This window comes from Streptomyces sp. NPDC048507, from assembly GCF_043199995.1.
In the GTDB taxonomy this organism is placed as follows: domain Bacteria; phylum Actinomycetota; class Actinomycetes; order Streptomycetales; family Streptomycetaceae; genus Streptomyces.
Window position 1 is genome coordinate 50,599 of the sequence record NZ_JBICWZ010000022.1, and the last position, 19,275, is coordinate 69,873.

The following is a 19,275-nucleotide window of genomic DNA, read 5'->3' on the forward strand; positions in this document are numbered from 1 at the left end:
CGTCAGGCGGAGTCGCCCTCCAGGTTGCCCTCCGTGTCCAGGTAGACCTGGCGCAGGGCTTCGAGGATCTGGGGGTCCGGCTTCTCCCACATGCCGCGGGACTCGGCCTCCAGGAGGCGCTCCGCGATGCCGTGCAGGGCCCAGGGGTTGGCCTGCTCCAGGAAGGCGCGGTTGACCGGGTCCAGGACGTACGTTTCCGTCAGCTTGTCGTACATCCAGTCCGCGACCACGCCCGTCGTGGCGTCGTAGCCGAAGAGGTAGTCGACCGTCGCCGCCAGTTCGAAGGCGCCCTTGTAGCCGTGGCGGCGCATCGCCTCGATCCACTTCGGGTTGACCACGCGGGCCCGGAAGACCCGGGACGTCTCCTCGACCAGGGTGCGGGTCTTGACCGTCTCGGGCCGGGTGGAGTCGCCGATGTAGGCCTCGGGGGCCGTGCCGCGCAGGGCGCGGACCGTGGCGACCATGCCGCCGTGGTACTGGAAGTAGTCGTCGGAGTCCGCGATGTCGTGCTCGCGGGTGTCGGTGTTCTTCGCCGCCACCGTGATCCGCTTGTACGCCGTCTCCATCTCGGTGCGGGCCGGACGGCCCTCCAGGCCGCGGCCGTAGGCGTAGCCGCCCCACACCGTGTAGACCTCCGCCAGGTCGGCGTCGGTGCGCCAGTCGCGGGAGTCGATCAGCTGGAGGATGCCCGCGCCGTAGGTGCCCGGGCGGGAGCCGAAGATGCGGGTGGTGGCCTTGCGTTCGTCGCCGTGCTCGGCCAGGTCCGCCTGGGCGTGGGCGCGTACGTGGTTCTGCGCGGCGGGCTCGTCCAGCGAGGCCGCCAGCCGGACCGCGTCGTCCAGGAGGCCGATGACGTGCGGGAAGGCGTCGCGGAAGAAGCCCGAGATGCGCAGGGTGACGTCGATGCGGGGGCGGGCGAGCTCGGTGAGGGGGATCGCCTCGATGCCCGTGACGCGGCGCGAGGCCTCGTCCCAGACCGGGCGGACGCCGAGCAGGGCCAGGGCCTCGGCGACGTCGTCGCCGGAGGTGCGCATCGCGCTGGTGCCCCACAGGGACAGGCCGACCGAGGCGGGCCATTCGCCGCCGTTGTCGGTGCGGTAGCGGGTCAGGAGCGAGTCCGCCAGGGCCTGGCCCGTCTCCCACGCCAGGCGGGAGGGGACGGCCTTGGGGTCGACCGAGTAGAAGTTGCGGCCGGTCGGCAGGACGTTGACCAGGCCGCGCAGCGGGGAGCCGGACGGCCCGGCCGGGACGAAGCCGCCGTCCAGGGCGGTGACCACGTGGGCGATCTCGTCCGTGGTGCCGGCCAGGCGGGGCACGACCTCGTGGGCGGCGAAGGCGAGGACGTCCGCGACGGCCCGGGGGTGGCCGGCGGCGACCGCGGGGACCGCCTCCGGGGACCAGTTCGCCTCCTCCATCGCCTGGACCAGGGCGCGGGCCGTCGCCTCGACCTCGTCGGCCGCGGTGCGGGTGGCGGCGGACTCGTCCAGCCCGAGGGCCTCGCGCAGGCCGGGCAGGGCCGTCGTGCCGCCCCAGATCTGGCGGGCGCGCAGGATCGCGAGGACCAGGTTGACGCGGGCCTCACCGGTCGGGGCGCCGCCGAGGACGTGCAGGCCGTCGCGGATCTGCGCGTCCTTGACCTCGCACAGCCAGCCGTCGACGTGCAGGAGGAAGTCGTCGAAGCCGTCGTCGTCCGGGCGCTCTTCGAGGCCGAGGTCGTGGTCGAGCTTCGCCGCCTGGATCAGGGTCCAGATCTGCGCGCGGATCGCCGGGAGCTTCGACGGGTCCATCGCGCTGATCTGCGCGTACTCGTCCAGGTGCTGTTCCAGGCGGGCGATGTCCCCGTACGACTCCGCGCGCGCCATCGGCGGCACGAGGTGGTCGACCAGGGTGGCGTGCACGCGGCGCTTGGCCTGGGTGCCCTCGCCGGGGTCGTTGACGAGGAAGGGGTAGATCAGCGGGAGGTCGCCGAGGGCGGCGTCCGGGGCGCAGGAGGCGGAGAGGCCGGCGTTCTTGCCCGGCAGCCATTCGAGGTTGCCGTGCTTGCCCAGGTGGATCATCGCGTCGGCGCCGAAGCCGCCGTCCTGCGCGCGCGCCTGGATCCACCGGTAGGCGGCCAGGTAGTGGTGCGAGGGCGGCAGGTCCGGGTCGTGGTAGATCGCGATCGGGTTCTCGCCGAAGCCGCGCGGGGGCTGGATGAGGATCAGGAGGTTCCCGCGGCGCAGGGCCGCGAGCACGATGTCGCCCTCGGGGTTCGAGGAGCGGTCCACGAACATGTTGCCGGGGGCCTCGCCCCAGTGCTCCTCGACGCTCGCGCGCAGCTCGGCGGGCAGCTCGGCGAACCAGCGGCGGTAGTCGGCCGCCGGGATGCGGACCGGGTTGCGGGCCAGCTGCTCTTCCGTCAGCCAGTCCTGGTCGTGGCCGCCCGCCTCGATCAGGGCGCGGATCAGCTCGTCCCCGTCGCCCGAGACCAGGCCCGGGATGCCGTCCGCCGGGCCGAAGTCGTAGCCGCCCGCGATGAGGGTGCGCAGCAGTTCCACGGCGCTCGCGGGGGTGTCGAGGCCGACCGCGTTGCCGATGCGGGAGTGCTTGGTGGGGTATGCCGACAGGACGAGGGCGATCTTCTTGTCGCGGCGGTCGATGTGGCGCAGCCGGGCGTGGCGCACCGCGATGCCTGCGACGCGGGCGGCCCGCTCGGGGTCGGCGACGTAGGCGGGCAGGCCGTCCTCGTCGATCTCCTTGAAGGAGAACGGCACCGTGATCAGGCGGCCGTCGAACTCCGGGACCGCGACCTGGGTGGCGGCGTCGAGGGGGGACAGGCCCTCGTCGTTCTCCTCCCAGTTCGCGCGGGAGCCGGTCAGGCACAGGGCCTGGAGGATCGGTACGCCGAGCGAGGCGAGGGCGCCCGCGTCCCAGGACTCGTCGTCGCCGCCCGCGGAGGCGGTGGCCGGGCGGGTGCCGCCCGCGGCCAGGACGGTGGTGACGACCGCGTCGACCCCCGCCAGCTCGGCCAGCAGCTCCGGCTCCGGGGTGCGCAGGGAGGAGACGTAGAGGGGGAGGGGGTGGCCGCCCTTGGCCTCGACGGCGTCGCACAGGGCGTGCACGAAGGCGGTGTTGCCGCTCATCTGGTGCGCGCGGTAGTAGAGCAGCGCGACGCGCGGGCCGTCCGCCGCGGAGGCCGGGCGGTCCAGGTGGCCCCAGGTGGGGGAGGCGGCCGGGGGTTCGAAGCCGTGGCCGGTGAGCAGCACCGTGTCCGAGAGGAAGCGGGCCAGCTGGCCGAGGTTGGCGGGGCCGCCGTGCGCGAGGTAGCCGTGCGCTTCCGCCGCGATGCCGATGGGGACGGTGGAGGCCTCCATCAGCTGGGCGTCCGGGGCCTGTTCGCCGGTCAGGACGACGACCGGGCGGTGCTGGCCGGCGGCCAGCAGCAGATCGAGGCCCTCCTGCCAGGCGCGCAGGCCGCCGAGGAGGCGTACGACGACCAGGTCGACGCCGTCGAGGAGACCGGGGAGGTCGTCGAGGGGGAGGCGGGAGGGGTTCGCGAACCGGTACGGGACGGGGCCGTCCGCGGCGGCGCGAGCGCTCAGCAGATCGGTGTCGGACGTCGACAGCAGCAGGATCATGCGGCGGCAGGCCTTCCTCGGGGTTTCCGCGCCCCGGGCAGTGAGGACGACGGGAGTTCCTGACTCACCCCGCCGATCGCTCCGCGGGGTTCACAGTGGCGGGACCGCGCCGGAATCTCACCGGGCTTCCTCCCATGTCGCCGTCCTCGGCGATGACGGGCCGAACGGCCCGTCGGAAGGTCATCTTAGGCGGCGTCGTCCCTGGCCGGGAGTGGGGGTGGTCCGGCGCCGTGGTGGTCTCGTCCGGGGGTGGTCCGGGCATCGTGGCGGCCGCCGGCCGGGCATCGCCGGGCGGGGGCGCCCCCGGGACCCTGCCCCGGGCCCGGTGCGCCAAACGCCGGCGGGGCGGGCCGCGGGAGAGGCCCGCCGGGGCGGCCGCCGCCCCGGCGGCGGGGGCCGGGAGGGTGGCGTCGGACACAGGCCGGGGGCGGGGAATCGTGGGTATGCTCGCGGCCATGCCCCAGCCCCCCTCCGCCGTGTCGCGGGACGAACCCGTCATACGGGAACGCGGTGACGCCTGCCCGGGCGCCCTGCGCCTGCACGCGGCGGACGACGGCCACCTGGCGCGCGTGCGGATCCCCGGCGGGCTCCTCGACGGCGCGGCCGCCCTGCTGCTGGCCGACGCCGCGGACCGGCTCGGGGACGGGCACATCGACCTCACCTCCCGTGGCAACGCGCAGCTGCGCGGACTCGGCGCGGGCTGCGGCGGCGAGCTGGCCGGGGTGCTGGAGCGGGCCGGGCTGCTGCCCGCGCCCTCGCACGAGCGGGTCCGCAACATCGTCGTCTCGCCGCTGACCGGCCTGGACGGATCCGGTCTGCCGGACGTGTCGGGCTGGGTCGCCGAGCTGGACGGGCTGCTGTGCGCGGATCCGGCCGCGGCCGGGCTCTCGGGCCGCTTCCTGTTCGCCCTCGACGACGGCCGCGGGGACGTGGCCGCCCTCGCCGGTGACGTCGTCGTGGTCGCCCGCCCCGACGGCGGGGCCCTGGTGTCGACGGCCGGAGCGCGGCAGGGGGTCCGGGTCGGGGCGCGGGACGCCCCCCGGGCCGCCCTCGTCGCCGCCCGGTACTTCCTCGACGCCGCCCGGGCCGCCGGTACGCGGGCCTGGCGGGTGAGCGAACTGCCCCCCGAACACGCCCTGGAACCGGAGTGGTTGCTGGGCCGGCTGGAGTCCTGCGGGATCGCGGGCCGGATCGAGGGCGCGCCCGTGCCCCCGCCCGGCGACGGCCCCGAGCCGGGCCTGGTGGCCGGCGCGGACGGGCGCGCCGCGCTGTCCGTGCTCGCGCCGCTCGGCCGCCTCACCAGCGCGCAGTGGCGGACGCTGGCCGGGATCGGCGGCCGGCTGCGGCTGACCCCCTGGCGCGGAGTCGTCGTCCCCGGACTGACCGGACCAACGGCCGCCCGGGCCCTGGCAGTTCTCGCCGACGCCGGTCTCGTCACCGACGCCGCGGATCCCTGGCGGTCCGTCACCGCCTGCACTGGACGGCCCGGTTGCGCCAAGTCCCGGGCCGACGTGCGCGCCGACGCACGGGCCCTGGTGCGCAGCACGCCCGGACCGCTGCCCGTGCACTGGTCCGGATGCGAGCGCCGCTGCGGGCACCCGCGCGCCGCCGCCTGGGTGGACCTCGTCGCCACCCCGCAGGGGTACGAGGTCTCCGCGCCCGGGCGCGCCGCCGAAACGGCCCGGCACCCAGATCTGGCGGCGGTCCTCACGGCCGCCCGCAGCACCATCCAGTGAAGAAATGAGCGAGTACACCGTGTTCGAGTACGAGAAGGACGGCGCCGCGATCTACCGGCAGTCCTTTGCCACGATCCGCGCCGAGGCGGACCTCTCCGGGCTGCCCGCCTCCGTCGCCCAGGTCGCGGTGCGCATGATTCACGCCTGTGGGATGACCGACCTGCCCGGGGACCTCGGCTACACCCCGGAGGTCGTGCTGCGGGCGCGTGCCGCGCTCGCCGCGGGGGCGCCCGTCCTGTGCGACGTACAGATGGTCGCCAGCGGCGTCACCCGCAAGCGGCTGCCCGCGGCCAACGAGGTGATCTGCACGCTCTCCGACCCGGCCGTGCCGGAACTCGCCGCGAAGATGGGCACCACGCGCAGCGCCGCCGCCCTCGAAGTCTGGCGCGACCGCGGCCTGCTGGAGGGGTCCGTAATCGCCGTCGGCAACGCGCCCACCGCGCTGTTCAGGCTCCTGGAGATGATCGAGGAGGGCGCCGCGCGCCCCGCCGCCGTGATCGGCGTGCCCGTCGGATTCATCGGCGCCGCCGAGTCCAAGGACGCGCTCGCCGCCCACCCCTCGGGCCTGGACCACCTGATCGTGCGCGGCCGGCGCGGTGGCAGCGCCATCGCGGCCGCCGCCGTCAACGCGATCGCGAGCGAGGAAGAATGAGCAAGCTGTACGGCGTCGGGCTCGGGCCCGGCGATCCCTCCCTGATGACCCTGCGGGCCGTCGAGGCCATCGCCGGAGCCGACGTGGTCGCCTACCACAGCGCCCGGCACGGGCGTTCCATCGCCCGCTCGATCGCGGCCGGGCACCTGCGTCCCGACCACATCGAGGAACCGCTGGTCTACCCGGTCACCACCGAGACCACCGACCACCCCGGCGGCTACCAGGGCGCGATGGAGGAGTTCTACGAGGCCGCCTCCGCCCGCCTCGCCGCCCACCTGGACGCCGGGCGCACCGTGGCCGTCCTCGCGGAGGGCGATCCGCTCTTCTACAGCTCGTACATGCACATGCACAAGCGGCTCGCGGACCGGTACCCGACCGAGGTCATCCCCGGCGTCACCTCGGTCAGCGCCGCCGCCGCCCGGCTCGGCACCCCGCTCGTCGAGGGCGAGGAGGTGCTGACGATCCTGCCCGGCACCCTCTCCGAGGAGGAGCTCACGGCCCGGCTCGCCGCCACCGACTCGGCCGTCGTCATGAAGCTCGGACGCACCTTCCCCGCCGTGCGGCGGGCGATGGAGGCCAGCGGCCGGCTGCCCGAGGCCCGCTACGTGGAGCGCGCCACGATGGAGGGCGAGCGCACCGGCGTCCTGGCCGACACCGACCCGGACAGCGTGCCGTACTTCGCCGTCGCGGTGGTGCCCAGCCGGATCGGCAACCCGGGCAGCGTGCCCCCCGGCCCCGGGGAGGTCGCGGTCGTCGGCACCGGCCCCGCCGGGCCGCTGTGGCTGACCGCCGAGACCCGGCGGGTACTGGCCGACGCGGAGGTGCTGGTCGGCTACACGACCTACCTGGACCGGGTGCCCGTGCGGCCCGGACAGGTGCGGCACGGCTCCGACAACAAGGTGGAGTCCGAACGGGCCGAGTTCGCCCTCGACCTGGCCCGGCGCGGCAAGCGGGTGGCCGTGGTCTCCGGCGGTGACCCCGGGGTCTTCGCCATGGCCACCGCCGTCCTGGAGGTCGCCGGGCAGCCGGAGTACGCGGACGTGCCCGTACGGGTCCTGCCGGGGGTGACGGCGGCCAACGCGGCGGCCGCCGCGGCCGGGGCCCCGCTGGGCCACGACTACGCCACCGTCTCGCTGTCCGACCGGCTCAAGCCGTGGGAGGTCATCGCGGAGCGGCTGCGGGCGGCGGCCGCCGCCGACCTGGTGCTCGCCCTCTACAACCCGGGCTCGCGCAGCCGGACCTGGCAGGTGGCGCAGGCCAAGGAGCTGCTGCTCACGCTGCGTTCGCCGCAGACCCCGGTGGTCGTCGCCCGGGACGTGGGCGGGCCGGGCCAGTCGGTGCGGATCGTCACCCTGGACGCGCTGGAGCCCGAAGAGGTCGACATGCGCACGATCCTGCTGGTCGGCTCCTCGCAGACCCGCGTCACCGAGCGGCCCGACGGGTCGAGGGTGACCTGGACCCCGCGCCGCTACCCCTGAGCCGCCGCCGGTGAGCCGCGGCGCGTGACCGGCGGCCGACGCCCCCCGGCCCGCCCCGGGCCGCGGGGCGTCAGCCCGCGCAGCCCGTCAGGACGTCGGCGCAGCCCTGCACCTCCTGCGGCTCCAGGGTGAGCAGCTGCCACGAGAGCACGCCGGCCGGGGGCGAATCGTCCTGCGGGGCGGGTTCGACGTGCGCGGACACCGCCGCCCCGGCCGGCAGGTTGAGCCGGGTGACCTCCCCGGCGGTGCACGACACGTCGAAGGTGCGGTCCCCGGCGCCGCCCTCCCGGGACAGGACGAGGGTGACGCGGGGGCTCTCCTCGCTGTCGCAGGCGATGTCGAAGCGGTACGGGCGCTCCCCGCCGGTCTCCAGGTCCTTCGCGAGCCCCGCCGCGAGGAAGGCGGTGCCCCGCATCGTCACCCTGCCGTTCCCCGTGCCCTTGCCCAGGAGTTCGTCGGCCCGCTGGAGCGCGTCGTCGGGCTCCCACCCTCTGGGAGCCGCTTTCTCGCCGCATCCGGTGACGAGCGCCGCGCAGGCCAGGATCAGGGCGAGGGAGTGACGTATCCGCATTCCCTCAGCCTAGAGGGTGTGCCGCACGGCCGGGACCGGCCGGACGGCCGGTGCGCGAGGGGCCGCGCGGACGGCCGCGACGCATGCGTCAGGGCCTGCGCTCCGGGACGGCGAGCCAGCGCAGGGCCGCCCCCACCGACGGGGCCTCGGCGATCCCGGCCGGGACCGCGGGACGGCGTACGACCAGGACCGGGATGCCCGCCTCGCGGGCGGCGGCGAGCTTGGGAGCCGTCGCGGAGCCGCCGCTGTCCTTGGTGATCAGGACGTCGATGCGGTGACGGGCCAGCAGCTCCCGCTCGTCGGCCAGGGTGAACGGGCCCCGCTCCAGGAGCACGTGCAGCCGGGGCGGCACCGGCCCGGCCGGGGCGTCCACCGAACGCACCAGGAACCAGGGCTCGGTGAGGTGCGCGAAGGTGTGCAGGCCCGTGCGGCCGGTGGTCAGGAAGACGCGGCCCGCGCCCCGCCGGGCCAGCAGCCCGGCCGCGTCCTCCAGGGACGGCGTGAAGGTCCACGCGTCACCCGGACCCGGGCTCCAGCCGGGACGGCGCAGCGCCAGCAGCGGCACACCGGTGAGCGCCCCGGCCCCGGCGGCGTTGAAGCTCATCCGCCGCGCGAACGGGTGCGTGGCGTCCACGACATGGGTGACGCCGTGCCCGGTGATCCAGGCGGCCAGCCCGGCGGCCCCGCCGAAGCCGCCGATCCGGGTTTCGCCCGGCGGCAGCACGGGCGACGCGACCCGGCCCGCCAGGGAGGTCGTCACCCGGTACGCGGGCTCGTGCTCCAGCGCCTCCGCCAGTCGGCGGGCCTCCGTGGTGCCGCCCAGGACCAGGACGTGCGCCCGGGCCGGATCAGCAGACATGCCGGTCGCGTCCGGGGGAGTAGAGGTGACTGTCGCGGAACTGCTCCGCGCCCAGGGTCCGGCCCACCATGATCACGGCGGTGCGCACCAGCCCCGCCGCCTTCACCTGCGGCGCGATGTCGGCCAGGGTGCCGCGCAGGATCAGCTCGTCGGGGCGGCTGGCCATCGCGACCACCGCCACCGGGCACTCGGCGCCGTAGTGCGGCAGCAGTTCGTCCACGACCCGCTCGACGTAACGGGTGGCCAGGTGCAGCACGAGCAGCGCCCCGCTGCGGCCGAGCGTGGCCAGGTCCTCGCCGGGCGGCATCGGCGTCGCCTGCTGGGCGATCCGGGTCAGGATCACCGTCTGGCCGACGGTGGGGACGGTCAGCTCCCGCTTGAGGGCGGCCGCCGCCGCGGCGAAGGCCGGTACGCCCGGGACCACCTCGTAGGGGATGCCGGCCGCGTCGAGGCGGCGCATCTGCTCGGCCACCGCACTGAAGACCGAGGGGTCTCCGGAGTGCAGCCGGGCCACGTCCTGCCCCGCCCCGTGGGCCCGGACGATCTCGGCGACGATCTCGTCCAGGTTCAGCCCCGCGGTGTCGACCAGCCGGGCGCCGGGCGGGCACTCGGCCAGCAGCTCTCGGGGGACCAGGCTGCCCGCGTAGAGACAGACGGGGGCGGCGGCCAGGGTCCGGGCACCGCGCACCGTGATCAGATCGGCGGCGCCGGGGCCCGCTCCGATGAAGTACACGGTCATGTCTGATCCTTCTCCTTGGTTACCGACCATTGGGTGACGGGCATCGCCTGCCGCCAGCCCGTGAAGCCGCCGACCGCCACGGCGTGCGAGACGGCCAGCTTGACCAGTTCGCCGCCGAGCCGGCGGTAGCGCTCCGCGAGGACCGCCTCCGATTCGAGGGTCACGGTGTTGACGACCAGCCGCCCGCCGGGGGCCAGGGCGGCCCAGGCGGCGTCGAGCAGGCCCGGCGCGGTGAGGCCGCCGCCGATGAAGACCGCGTCGGGCGCCGGAAGGCCGTCCAGGGCGGTGGGAGCCGCCCCCACGACCACGCGCAGGCCGGGAACGCCGAGCGCGGCCGCGTTGCGGGTGATGCGGGTGGCGCGCTCGGGAACCCGCTCCACCGTCACCGCGCGGCAGGAGGGGTGCGTGCGCATCCACTCGATGGCGATCGAGCCGGAGCCGCCGCCGATGTCCCAGAGCAGCTCGCCGGGGGCCGGGGCCAGGGCGCACAGGGTCGCGGCGCGGACGTGGCGCTTGGTGAGCTGGCCGTCGTGTTCGTAGGCGGCGTCGGGCAGGCCGGGCGTCGCGCCGAGCCGGGGCGCCGGATGGGAGGGGTCGCGGCGGCAGTCGACGGCGACCACGTTGAGGGGATCGCCCGGCGGGTGCTCCCACCGCTCGGCCGTGCCCTCGTACGCGTCCTCGTGCTCGGAGCCGAGCCGCTCCAGCACCCGCATCCGGCTCGGGCCGAAGCCGCGCCCGCACAGCAGGGCGGCGATCTCGGCCGGGCTGCCCGCGCCGGAGCTCAGCACCAGGACCCGCCGGCCCTCGTGCAGGGCCGCGGCGACGCGGGCCACGGGCCGGCCGACCACCGTCACCACCTCGGTGTCCTCCACCGGCCAGCCCAGGCGGGCACAGGCGTAGGAGACGGAGGAGGGGTGCGGGTGGACCCGCAGGGCCGCGGCGCCGAGCTCCTCGCACAGTGCGCGGCCGATCCCGTAGAACATCGGGTCCCCGCTGGCCAGCACCGCGATGCGGCGTCCGGCGTGCTCGGCCATCAGCCGGGGCACGGCCGGGCGCAGCGGGCTCGGCCAGGACACGCGCAGTCCGGGGCAGGGCCCGGCCGGCAGCAGGTCCAGCTGCCGGGGCCCGCCGATCAGCACCTCGGCCGCGGCCAGCGCGGAGCGCGCGCCGGCGGTGAGCCCGGCCCAGCCGTCGGCGCCGACGCCGACCACCGTCACGGGGGTGGGGGGGAGTGCGGAGCTCACGGCGGGGTTACCTCGGGGACGGGAGAAGGGGACGAGCGGGACGGCTCCGCAGCTTACCGCCGCCCCGCACGACCCCGGGGGGCCGGGTGACCTGCGCGGAAACCCCCGGCGCGGCGGGCCGCGGGCCGGCCGGGCCGGGCCGCCGGGCGGAGCGGGGCGGGGGCCGCGCCGGGGCCGGTGTCCGGGGGCTGAGTAGGGTGGCGGCGAGTGTTCAGAGCCCGCACATCCGCGCCGAGGGAGTCGCCGTGACCGCCTGGAACGCCACGCACATCCCGGACCAGGGCGGCCGGACCGCCGTCGTGACCGGGGCCAACAGCGGCATCGGGTACGTCACCGCCCGTGAGCTGGCCCGTCGCGGCGCGGCCGTGACCCTGGCCTGCCGCAGCGCCGCCCGCGGCCGGGCCGCCGTGATCCGGCTGCGCTCCGAAGTGCCGGGCGCCGAAGTGGAGTTCGCCCCGCTGGACCTGGCCGACCTGGCCTCCGTACGGGAGTTCGCGCGGGCCTACGGACAGCGGCACCCCCGCCTGGACCTCCTCGTCAACAACGCCGGGGTGATGGCGCTGCCGTACGGGCGGACCGCCGACGGCTTCGAGACGCAGTTCGGCGTGAACCACCTCGGCCACTTCGCCCTGACCGGCCTGCTGCTGCCGCGGCTGCGGGCGGCCGCCCCCGGGGCCCGGATCGTCAACGTCTCCAGCGGCTTCCACGTCCTGGGCGACGTACGCCCCGAGGACCTCGACCCCGATCCGGCGCACCGCGCGGACGGCTACCGCCGCTGGATCGCCTACGGCCGCTCCAAGACCGCCAACCTGCTGTTCACCCACGAACTGGCCCGCCGCTTCACCGCCGCCGCGGCCACGCTCACCGCAGCCGCCGCGCACCCCGGCTACGCCTCCACCAACCTGCACGCCGGGGCCGCCGCCCAGGAGGGCCGCACCCTCGGCTCCCGCGTCATGTCCCTCGGCAACGCCGTCCTCGCGCAGCCCGCCGCCTCGGGCGCCCTGCCCACCCTCTACGCGGCCACCGCGCCCGGCGTCGGCCAGGACGCGTTCTACGGCCCCCGGCTCGGCTGGCGCGGCGCCCCCGCGCCCTCCTGGCGGGCGAAGCGCACCCTGGACGACGCGGCGTCCGCCCGCCTGTGGACCGCCTCCGAAAAACTCACGGGCGTCTCGTACGCCTCCCTCCCCCGCTGACCCCCGTCACCGCCGAGGCGCCGCGCGGGTGTGCCTCCGTCCGCCCCCGGCGTGCCTCCGTCCGCCCCGGACGGGGGGTGACCCCCGGGGGCCGGGGCGCCGGACACTCGTCGGCATGGACGACACTCCGGACAACCACTCAGAAGGCCGCGACCACGCGGTGGTCCTCGGAGCGGGGCTCGCGGGACTGCTGACGGCACGGGTGCTCGCGGAGCGGTTCGCGCGGGTCACCGTCGTCGAACGGGACGAACTGTCCGAGGACGGGCCCCGGTTCCGGCCCGGCGTACCGCAGTCCCGGCACGCGCACGTGCTGTGGGCGCGGGGCGTGGACGTGATGGAGGGCCTGCTGCCCGGGATCACCGGCGAACTGACCGCGGGCGGCTGCGCCCTGCTGGAGTCGCCCCGCGACTTCCTGTGGCTGAGCCCGGCCGACTGGTTCGGGCCGCTGCCCGGGAGCCGGGTGCTGCTCGGCAGCCGGGAACTCATCGACTGGACGCTGCGCCGGGCCGTGCTGCGCGACGGGCGGATCCGGGTGCTGGCCGGCCGCCCGGCCACCGGCCTGATCGCCGGGGCCGACGGCCGCTCGGTGGCCGGGGTGACCCTGCGCGAGGGCGGCCCGCTGCCGGCCCGGCTCGTCGTCGACGCCACCGGACGCACCTCCAAGACCCCGGCCTGGCTGGCCGCCCTCGGCTACCCCGCCCCGGCCCTCACCCGCTACGACTCCCACCTCGGCTACTCCAGCCGCACCTACCGCACCCCCGCGGACCCGGCGCGCCCCTGGCGCGGCATGTACGTCCAGGGCCGTCCCGACAGCCCGCGCGGGGGCGTGCTGGTGCCGGTCGACGGGGACCGCTGGCTCGTCACCCTCATCGGCAACGGGGAACACGCCCCGCCCACCAGGGACCCGGACTTCCTGGAGTTCGCGCGCGGCCTGCGCAGTCCCGCGCTGTACGACGCGATCCGCGCGGCGGAGCCGCTGTCCGACCCCACCGGTTTCCGGGGCACCGCCAACGAACGGCGCCACTACGAACGCGCGGACCGCTGGCCCGAGGGCCTCCTCGTCACGGGGGACGCGGCCTGCCGGTTCAACCCCGTGTACGGGCACGGCATGACGGTCGCCGCGCTCGGGGCGCAGGCCCTGCGCGAGGCCCTGGCCGGGCTGGCCGCCGAGGGGATCCCGGCCGCCTGCCGGGCCGTCCAGCGGCGCACCGCCCCGGCGGCCTCCGCCGCCTGGCAGATCGCGACCAGCGAGGACCTGCGCTACCCCGGCACGGAGGGGCCGCCGCCCGACCGGGCGACCAGGATCCTCCAGCGGTACATGTCCCGGGTGATGGTCGGCGCCAACACCGACGCCGCGCTCTGTGCCCCCTTCTTCGGGGTGCTCTCCCTGACCGCTCCGCCCAGCACCCTGCTCAGCCCGGGCACCGTGCTCCGGGTCCTGTCCAAGTGGCGCCTGCCCACCAGCCCCGAGGCCCCGGCCTACCCGCCCCACCACCGCTCGGCCTAGCACCACGCCGCTGCCGTCCGGGCCCGGCGCGACCGGGTCCGGACGGCGGCGGGCGTGCTTCTAGTCGTCGGGGAAGGGGATGGGCAGCGGGTCGGGAATGATTCCGATCAGCACGACCGAGCCGTTCTCCTGGGCGGCGAGGCCGATCGCCGAGCCCTCGGCATAGATGGCGGCGAGCAGCGGGACGAACATCGCGTCGAGCTCGGGGAAGTCCTCGACGGCGTCGCCCAGGACCTTCTCCAGGGCCGATGCCGTGCTCGTGACCATGGTGACGGCGTACGGATTCAGGTGGATCTTGTACCCCAGGTCCAGGAATCCGTAGAGCTCGCACCAGATTTCCGGGCCGCTGTCGGGTGACTGCACCTCACGCGCGCGCAGTTCGGCCCGGACGGCCTCGTCCACGGCCACGGGGGGCAGGGCCCTCGCCTCCAGGGCCCTGCGGACCGACGCCTCCAGATCGAGCCCCGAATCCAGGTCCTTGGTCTCCTCCCGCCTGCGCGCGAAGACCTCCTGGATCTGCTGCACCCTCGCCTGGATCTGGTCCTTACCGGGTGTGCCAACGCTTTCGGTCATGATCCTCCTCGACCTCGTGCGGCATGCCGATCGGCATCACCCATTGAGCCGGACGGGCCCCCGGCCGTCCATTCCGAGATCCGGCCATATTCCCCAACGTCGCTTTTTTGCCGGTGATTTCGGTGCCGTTCACGCGGCGGTCAGAGGGTGTCCCCGGTGGCGCGCTCGTACAGGGCGCGGACGTCGTCGCCGAAGTAACTGCTGTACGAGGTCAGCTCGTCGCCGCCGCCGTCCCGGCCGCCGATCACCCCGATCAGGGTGCGCCCGCCGGTCAGGACCGGTCCGCCGCTGGTGCCGTTGGGCACGTCCGCGCAGTCCAGCCGCAGCTGCGCGGGCCCGTCGGCCACCGCGGTGTTGGAGCAGCCCAGCGGCTGCTCGGTGTCGTTGGGGTAGCCCACGAGCCGGGCGGGGGCGGGCAGCGGGGTCCGGAAGCCGATGGTCTGCGCCCCCGTGATGTCCTCCAGCCGCTGTCCGGGGTGCCCGGGGCGGCGCACCCGCAGGAACGCCACGTCGTGGTCGGGGTCCGCGGACCCGGTCCAGCGGGGGTCCACATACACCCGGGTCGGGACCCACACGCCGTAGGGGGCCGTGCCGTCCCGGTAGCCGGGGGCGAAGGCGAGGTTGGTGCGGAAGCCGCCCGCGTACACGCAGTGCGCGGCGGTGACGACGAGGTCGCCGCCGGGGGAGGCGACCACGGCGGCCGAGCAGTGGTGGTCGGAGTCCCAGTCCGGGCCGGGGGACAGCAGCGCCCCGATCGCCGGCTCGGCGGGCACGGTCTCGGCCCGGAGCGGGTCCGAGGGCCGCCACGGGGCGGCGGCGGGGGCGCCCTCCGTGAGGATCCGGGCCTCCTCGCGGCCCCCGGCCGGCTCGGTGAGCCGCTCCAGCGCGGCCCGGGCCGCCTCGTCGGCGAGCCCCTCGTCCTGGACGTAGCGTCCGCGGGACGGATCCCCCTCGGCGACGGGGCCCAGCAGGGCGCGCAGCTCCGCGCGGTAGGACAGGCCCGCGGCGACGAGGGCGCAGCAGACTCCGGCCAGGACGCAGATCCGCAGCGCCCTGCCTCTCACCGTGACGGCCATGTGCTGTCCCCGCTCCTGAAGATCATCCGTTGTTCCGTCCGACGGCCGCACGGGGGACGGAAGTTCCCGCACCGGGACGTGACGGTCGCCGCAGTGCGCCGAACGCCATCTGCCGTCCTTCCGTCCGTCACTCAACTCCCCTACGCTCCAGCCGACTTGAGCCGATCGGTCGGACAGGCGGACGGGAGCCGAAAAGATGAGCATACGGAAGCGGACGGCGGGCGCGGTGCTGGCCTCCCTCGTGACGCTGGGCCTCGCCCTGGGCGCGGTCCCGGCCGGGGCCGCGGGAGCCGCGGGAGCCGGGGGAGCCGGGGGAGCCTCGGGGGCCGGGCGGGCCGCCGCGGACCTCCCGTACGCGGGCTCGACGGGCGTCGGCGTGCACAACGCCTACGAGAAGGCGAAGTACCCCTACTTCGCGGACGCCCTCGACTCCGGCGCCGCCATGCTGGAGCTGGACGTGTGGACCAACTTCTTCGGCAGCTCCTGGCGGGTCTCCCACGACAACCCCTTCGGCAACGACAGCAACTGCGAGAACGCCACCGGCCCGGCCCAGCTGCGCACCAAGTCCCGCAACCAGAACCTCGCGGGCTGCCTCTCCGACATCCGCAGCTGGCACGACGCCCACCCGGGGCACCGGCCCGTCGTCCTCAAGCTCGAACTGAAGGACGGCTTCGCCGCCAACCTGGGCCGCGGTCCCGCCGATCTGGACGCGCTGCTCTCCGGGAAGCTCGGTGACGCCCTGTACCGCCCGGCCCAGCTCGCCGCCGGCCACCCCGACCTGGACACGGCCGCCCGCGCCGGAGCCTGGCCGGCCCGTTCGGCGATGGCCGGGAAGTTCCTCGTCGAGCTGATCCCGGGCACGGTCGAGGAGGGGAACGCCGCCGACAAGCTGTGGACGGACCGCGAGTACGCGGAGCACCTGCGCTCGCTGGCCGGTTCGGGCCGCCTCGCCCAGGCCGCCGCCTTCCCGGCCGTTCACCGCGCCGAGCCCGGTGACCCCCGGGGCCGCTACCCGGACGCCACGCTCCGCCCCTGGTTCGTGGTCTTCGACGGCGACGCGAGCGCCTACGCCTCGGGCTCCGTCGACACGGCCTGGTACGACCGCAACCACTACCTGCTGATCGCCACCGACGTCCAGGGCGTCGCCCCGGCCATCGACGGAGTCCGCCCCACGGAGGCCGAGGCGCGGGCCCGGGTGGCCCTGATGGCCGGGCACCACGCCTCGATCGCCTCCGCCGACTGGTACCCGTTGCCCCAGGTCCTCTCCGCCGTCGTCCCGCGCGGCTGAACGCTCACGCCCCAAGACCGCGTGCGCGCCGCCGGCGCAGGGCGGCCCGTACGGCACGGGCTGCCCACCAGGTGAGGGAGGCGGCGGGGGTCGCGAGGTAGCCGCCGAGCACGTCGTGGGCGAGTGCTGACATGCCGTCAGGGTGGCGGTCCGCCGCGCCCCGCGGACGGCGGCGGCCGTTCTGCGACAACCCTGCGCCGACGGCGGCCGGATCCAGGACCGGGCCCGGTCCTGCGGCTGAAGCAGAAGCCGCACGAGCTGCATCTCGGTGCCGGAGCGCCGTCCATCGGGGAGATCGTCGGGGAGACCGGCAGGGTCCATTCGCGGTCCGTGGTCCACGGGGTGTTCTCGGCCCCCTCCGCTCCCCGCCGGGATCCCATGGCGGCGGTGGCGCAGGCGCTCCTGCGCCGGGTGCGCAACGCGGACGCGGAGCGCGAGCTGGACCGTCTCCACCAGCTCTGGCAGGAGGCGTGGGCGGCCGATGCCCCCGCGGCCGCGGGGCCGCCGCCCGGCCCGGAACCAGCGGCCGCCACCGCGGGCCGGGCCCGCAACGACCGGCCGGCGGACCTGGTCGGACCGTGCGGTTGGACCAAGGGCGAACTGGCCCGGCTCGTCAACCGGCAGGCGGCGGCCATGGGCGCCCTCTGCGGCACCCTGTCGTTCGAGCCGCTGCTGTTGCCCGCCGGGGCCTCGGCGGGGGTCTGCCGGACCTGCGCCGACGCAACTGTCCGGATCCGGCGGGGGGTCAGGGGGCCGGTGACCGGCACAGGGCGAGGGCCGCGCAGTGGCCCTCGGGGACGCGGACGTCCGACAGCGACCACCCCGCCATCCGGGCCGGTACCGGGCCCGAGCCCACGTAGTCCGCCGCCGGATCCTCCGACAGGCCCACCCCCAGCCCCTTGAGGTACGCCTCCTTGCGGGTCCACACCCGGGTGAAGGCGGACGACCGCTCCCCGGCGGGCAGCAGGGCCAGTTCCGCCGCCTCGCGCGGATGCAGGACGTCGGCGGTCTCCGCGATCGTCTCCGGCCGCACCAGCTCCTCCACGTCCACCCCCACCGGGGTGTCGGCGAAGGCCAGCAGGCTGATGCCGGTGCAGTGCGACAGCGAGAAGTGCAGGGCGCCGCCCGGGAGCACGGGCCGCCCGTGCGGTTCGTCGCAGTGCGCGCAGGGCGCCCGCTCCACGGTGACCTCGCGCGGGGCCAGCCCCAGGTACGCGCCGAGCAGCCGGCGCAGCGCGACGTGCGCGCAGACGTAGCTGTCCCGGTCGGCGGCGAGCGCGAACTCGGCGGCCCGGACCAGCTCCTGGGAGTCCAGGGTGCCGGGCGCGTGGCGGGCCGCGTGCGCGCGGTAGGCGCTCGTGTCCACCAGCCACAGCTGCGGGTCGGCCGCCACCAGCACGGCGCGCGCGGGCCCGGGATCCGTCAGGGTCCGGGGCAGGAGCAGCCCGCCGGCGCGGGCCACCCCCGCCGGGGCGCTCATGCGGCGGCCGCGACGGGCAGCTCCGTCACGGCCGGCTCCTCGGTGTGCGCCGGGTGGCGCAGGGCCAGCACGGCGGCGACCGGGGACACGAAGGCGATGGCCCCGCAGACCAGCCAGGTGGTCTGCACCCCGAGGGCCAGCGACAGCGAACTGAACACGGCGATCGAGATCGGCGCCGTACCGATCCCGGCGAGCGAGAGCGTCGACATCGCGGCGCCCATCCGCTCCTCGGGGGCGGACTGCTGGTACAGGGTCACGATGGCGGGCCCGTTGAGCCCGGACAGCAGACCGACCCCGGCCGCGACGGCGGTGAGCGACACCACGGACGGCATCAGCGCCATCACCAGGATCCCCGCGGCGAGCCCCGCACCGGTCACGACGAGCCGGACGAACATCGGGATGCGGTGCGCGAGCGCCGCGCCGACCGCGCTGGAGCCGAGCGCGCCCACGCTGAACGCCGCCAGGACGACGCCCACCGCGCTCACGCCCCAGCCCCGCTCGGAGACCAGCAGCGGCAGGGCCACCTCGGCGGGCCAGCTGAAGGCCATGTCCAGGCAGAGGGCGGCGACGAACATCCAGCGCAGCCGGGGGTGGCGGGCCAGCAGCCGGAAGCCGTCACCGGAGCGCTTGACGAGGGACACCCCCGGTTCGGGGCGCGGCCGGACGAAACCGTGGGTGACGTGCAGCAGGCAGCCGAACCAGATCGCCCCCGTGACCGCGCCGGCCAGCAGGGCCACCCACAGCTCGCCGACGGTGATCAGGAACGCCCCGGCCGGGGCGCCCAGGATCGGCGCGACGCGCAGCACCATCGCGTACAGGGAGTTGGCGCGGGCCAGCTGCTCCCCCCGGGCGAACATCGGCAGCAGCACGCCCGAGGCGGGGCCGGCCAGGCCCAGCAGCACCCCCTCGATCAGGGCGATCACCACCAGCGGCCACAACTGTTCGGCGGTGGCGGTGAGTACGGCGCCGACGGCGAGCAGCGCGACGCGCGCGGCGGTGGTGCGCAGCAGGACGAAGCGGGGGCCCAGGGTGTCGGCCACCGCCCCGCCGAAGATCAGCATCAGGGCGCGGGGCACGGTCGCGGCGAGCATCAGCACGGTGACGGCGCGGGTGCCGCCGAGCTGGACGGCCGTCCAGTTCATGGCGATGAGCAGGGCGAAGCTGCCGAGCTGGACGGCGGCCTGGCCGCCCACCAGGGAGCTGACGCGGCCCCATTGGACGCGCTCGCGCGGTTCGGGGGTGGTGTCCATGGTGCACCTTCT

16 protein-coding genes and 1 riboswitch are annotated in these 19,275 nt (G+C 75.8%); of the genes, 6 read left to right on the plus strand and 10 right to left on the minus strand.

Annotated features, from left to right (window positions below; translation table 11 throughout):
- Positions 1-2: 2 nt before the first annotated feature.
- The gene (gene cobN / locus ACGFXC_RS34185) at positions 3-3,617 is read right to left on the minus strand and encodes a cobaltochelatase subunit CobN (protein WP_393718795.1); all 3,615 of its coding nucleotides are present in this window, start codon (positions 3,615-3,617) and stop codon (positions 3-5) included.
- A 32-nt stretch (positions 3,618-3,649) separates the two neighbouring features.
- A riboswitch (cobalamin riboswitch) is annotated at positions 3,650-3,807 on the minus strand.
- Positions 3,808-4,072: 265 nt separating this feature from the next.
- Here cobN and cobG point away from each other — a divergent pair.
- Genes cobG through ACGFXC_RS34200 form a run of 3 tightly spaced genes read left to right on the plus strand, consistent with a single transcriptional unit; the run spans position 4,073 to position 7,483 of the window.
- Positions 4,073-5,353, plus strand: a complete 1,281-nt coding sequence (gene cobG, locus ACGFXC_RS34190; protein WP_393718796.1) for a precorrin-3B synthase — start codon at positions 4,073-4,075, stop codon at positions 5,351-5,353.
- Positions 5,354-5,357: 4 nt separating this feature from the next.
- The gene (locus ACGFXC_RS34195; RefSeq protein WP_393718797.1) at positions 5,358-6,005 is read left to right on the plus strand and encodes a precorrin-8X methylmutase; all 648 of its coding nucleotides are present in this window, start codon (positions 5,358-5,360) and stop codon (positions 6,003-6,005) included.
- Positions 6,002-7,483 (plus strand): precorrin-2 C(20)-methyltransferase, encoded by a 1,482-nt coding sequence (locus tag ACGFXC_RS34200; RefSeq protein ID WP_393718798.1) that lies wholly within the window; start codon positions 6,002-6,004, stop codon positions 7,481-7,483. The genes ACGFXC_RS34195 and ACGFXC_RS34200 overlap by 4 nt, the downstream gene beginning before the upstream one ends.
- A gap of 70 nt (positions 7,484-7,553) precedes the next feature.
- Here ACGFXC_RS34200 and ACGFXC_RS34205 read toward each other — a convergent pair whose 3' ends face one another.
- From ACGFXC_RS34205 to cbiE, 4 genes are all read right to left on the minus strand, one after another.
- Positions 7,554-8,054, minus strand: a complete 501-nt coding sequence (locus tag ACGFXC_RS34205) for a hypothetical protein (RefSeq protein ID WP_393718799.1) — start codon at positions 8,052-8,054, stop codon at positions 7,554-7,556.
- 88 nt (positions 8,055-8,142) lie between these two features.
- Positions 8,143-8,913, minus strand: a complete 771-nt coding sequence (locus ACGFXC_RS34210) for a cobalt-precorrin-6A reductase (RefSeq protein WP_393718800.1) — start codon at positions 8,911-8,913, stop codon at positions 8,143-8,145.
- Positions 8,903-9,652, minus strand: a complete 750-nt coding sequence (gene cobM, locus ACGFXC_RS34215; RefSeq protein WP_393718801.1) for a precorrin-4 C(11)-methyltransferase — start codon at positions 9,650-9,652, stop codon at positions 8,903-8,905. Before cobM ends, ACGFXC_RS34210 begins: the two co-directional genes overlap by 11 nt.
- Entirely contained in the window at positions 9,649-10,896 is a 1,248-nt protein-coding gene (gene cbiE, locus ACGFXC_RS34220; protein WP_393718802.1) for a precorrin-6y C5,15-methyltransferase (decarboxylating) subunit CbiE, read from the minus strand. The genes cobM and cbiE overlap by 4 nt, the downstream gene beginning before the upstream one ends.
- A gap of 245 nt (positions 10,897-11,141) precedes the next feature.
- Here cbiE and ACGFXC_RS34225 point away from each other — a divergent pair, with 245 nt between their 5' ends.
- Together ACGFXC_RS34225 and ACGFXC_RS34230 are read left to right on the plus strand one after the other, a co-directional pair.
- On the plus strand, positions 11,142-12,089 hold the full coding sequence (locus ACGFXC_RS34225) for an oxidoreductase (RefSeq protein ID WP_393718803.1): 948 nt from the start codon (positions 11,142-11,144) through the stop codon (positions 12,087-12,089).
- 115 nt (positions 12,090-12,204) lie between these two features.
- Positions 12,205-13,596, plus strand: a complete 1,392-nt coding sequence (locus ACGFXC_RS34230) for an FAD-dependent oxidoreductase (RefSeq protein ID WP_393718804.1) — start codon at positions 12,205-12,207, stop codon at positions 13,594-13,596.
- 60 nt (positions 13,597-13,656) lie between these two features.
- Here ACGFXC_RS34230 and ACGFXC_RS34235 read toward each other — a convergent pair whose 3' ends face one another.
- Both ACGFXC_RS34235 and ACGFXC_RS34240 read right to left on the minus strand, forming a co-directional pair.
- Positions 13,657-14,169 carry a hypothetical protein gene (locus ACGFXC_RS34235; protein ID WP_393718805.1) on the minus strand — a complete coding sequence of 171 codons (513 nt, stop codon included), beginning with the start codon at positions 14,167-14,169 and terminating at the stop codon, positions 13,657-13,659.
- Between the two features lie 140 nt (positions 14,170-14,309).
- Positions 14,310-15,245, minus strand: a complete 936-nt coding sequence (locus ACGFXC_RS34240) for a trypsin-like serine peptidase (RefSeq protein ID WP_393718806.1) — start codon at positions 15,243-15,245, stop codon at positions 14,310-14,312.
- A gap of 196 nt (positions 15,246-15,441) precedes the next feature.
- Between ACGFXC_RS34240 and ACGFXC_RS34245 the strand changes: the two genes are divergently transcribed.
- Entirely contained in the window at positions 15,442-16,533 is a 1,092-nt protein-coding gene (locus ACGFXC_RS34245; RefSeq protein ID WP_393718807.1) for a phosphatidylinositol-specific phospholipase C domain-containing protein, read from the plus strand.
- Positions 16,534-16,537: 4 nt separating this feature from the next.
- Here the strand turns inward: ACGFXC_RS34245 and ACGFXC_RS34250 are convergent, their stop codons facing one another.
- The 3 genes from ACGFXC_RS34250 to ACGFXC_RS34260 form a co-directional block, all read right to left on the minus strand.
- Positions 16,538-16,666: a hypothetical protein gene (locus ACGFXC_RS34250; protein ID WP_393718808.1), complete on the minus strand. Its 129-nt coding sequence runs from the start codon at positions 16,664-16,666 to the stop codon at positions 16,538-16,540.
- A gap of 612 nt (positions 16,667-17,278) precedes the next feature.
- Positions 17,279-18,013, minus strand: coding sequence for a 4'-phosphopantetheinyl transferase family protein (locus ACGFXC_RS34255; protein ID WP_393718809.1), 735 nt, complete (start codon positions 18,011-18,013; stop codon positions 17,279-17,281).
- Positions 18,010-19,263 carry an MFS transporter gene (locus tag ACGFXC_RS34260; RefSeq protein ID WP_393718810.1) on the minus strand — a complete coding sequence of 418 codons (1,254 nt, stop codon included), beginning with the start codon at positions 19,261-19,263 and terminating at the stop codon, positions 18,010-18,012. The genes ACGFXC_RS34255 and ACGFXC_RS34260 overlap by 4 nt, the downstream gene beginning before the upstream one ends.
- Positions 19,264-19,275: the final 12 nt, after the last annotated feature.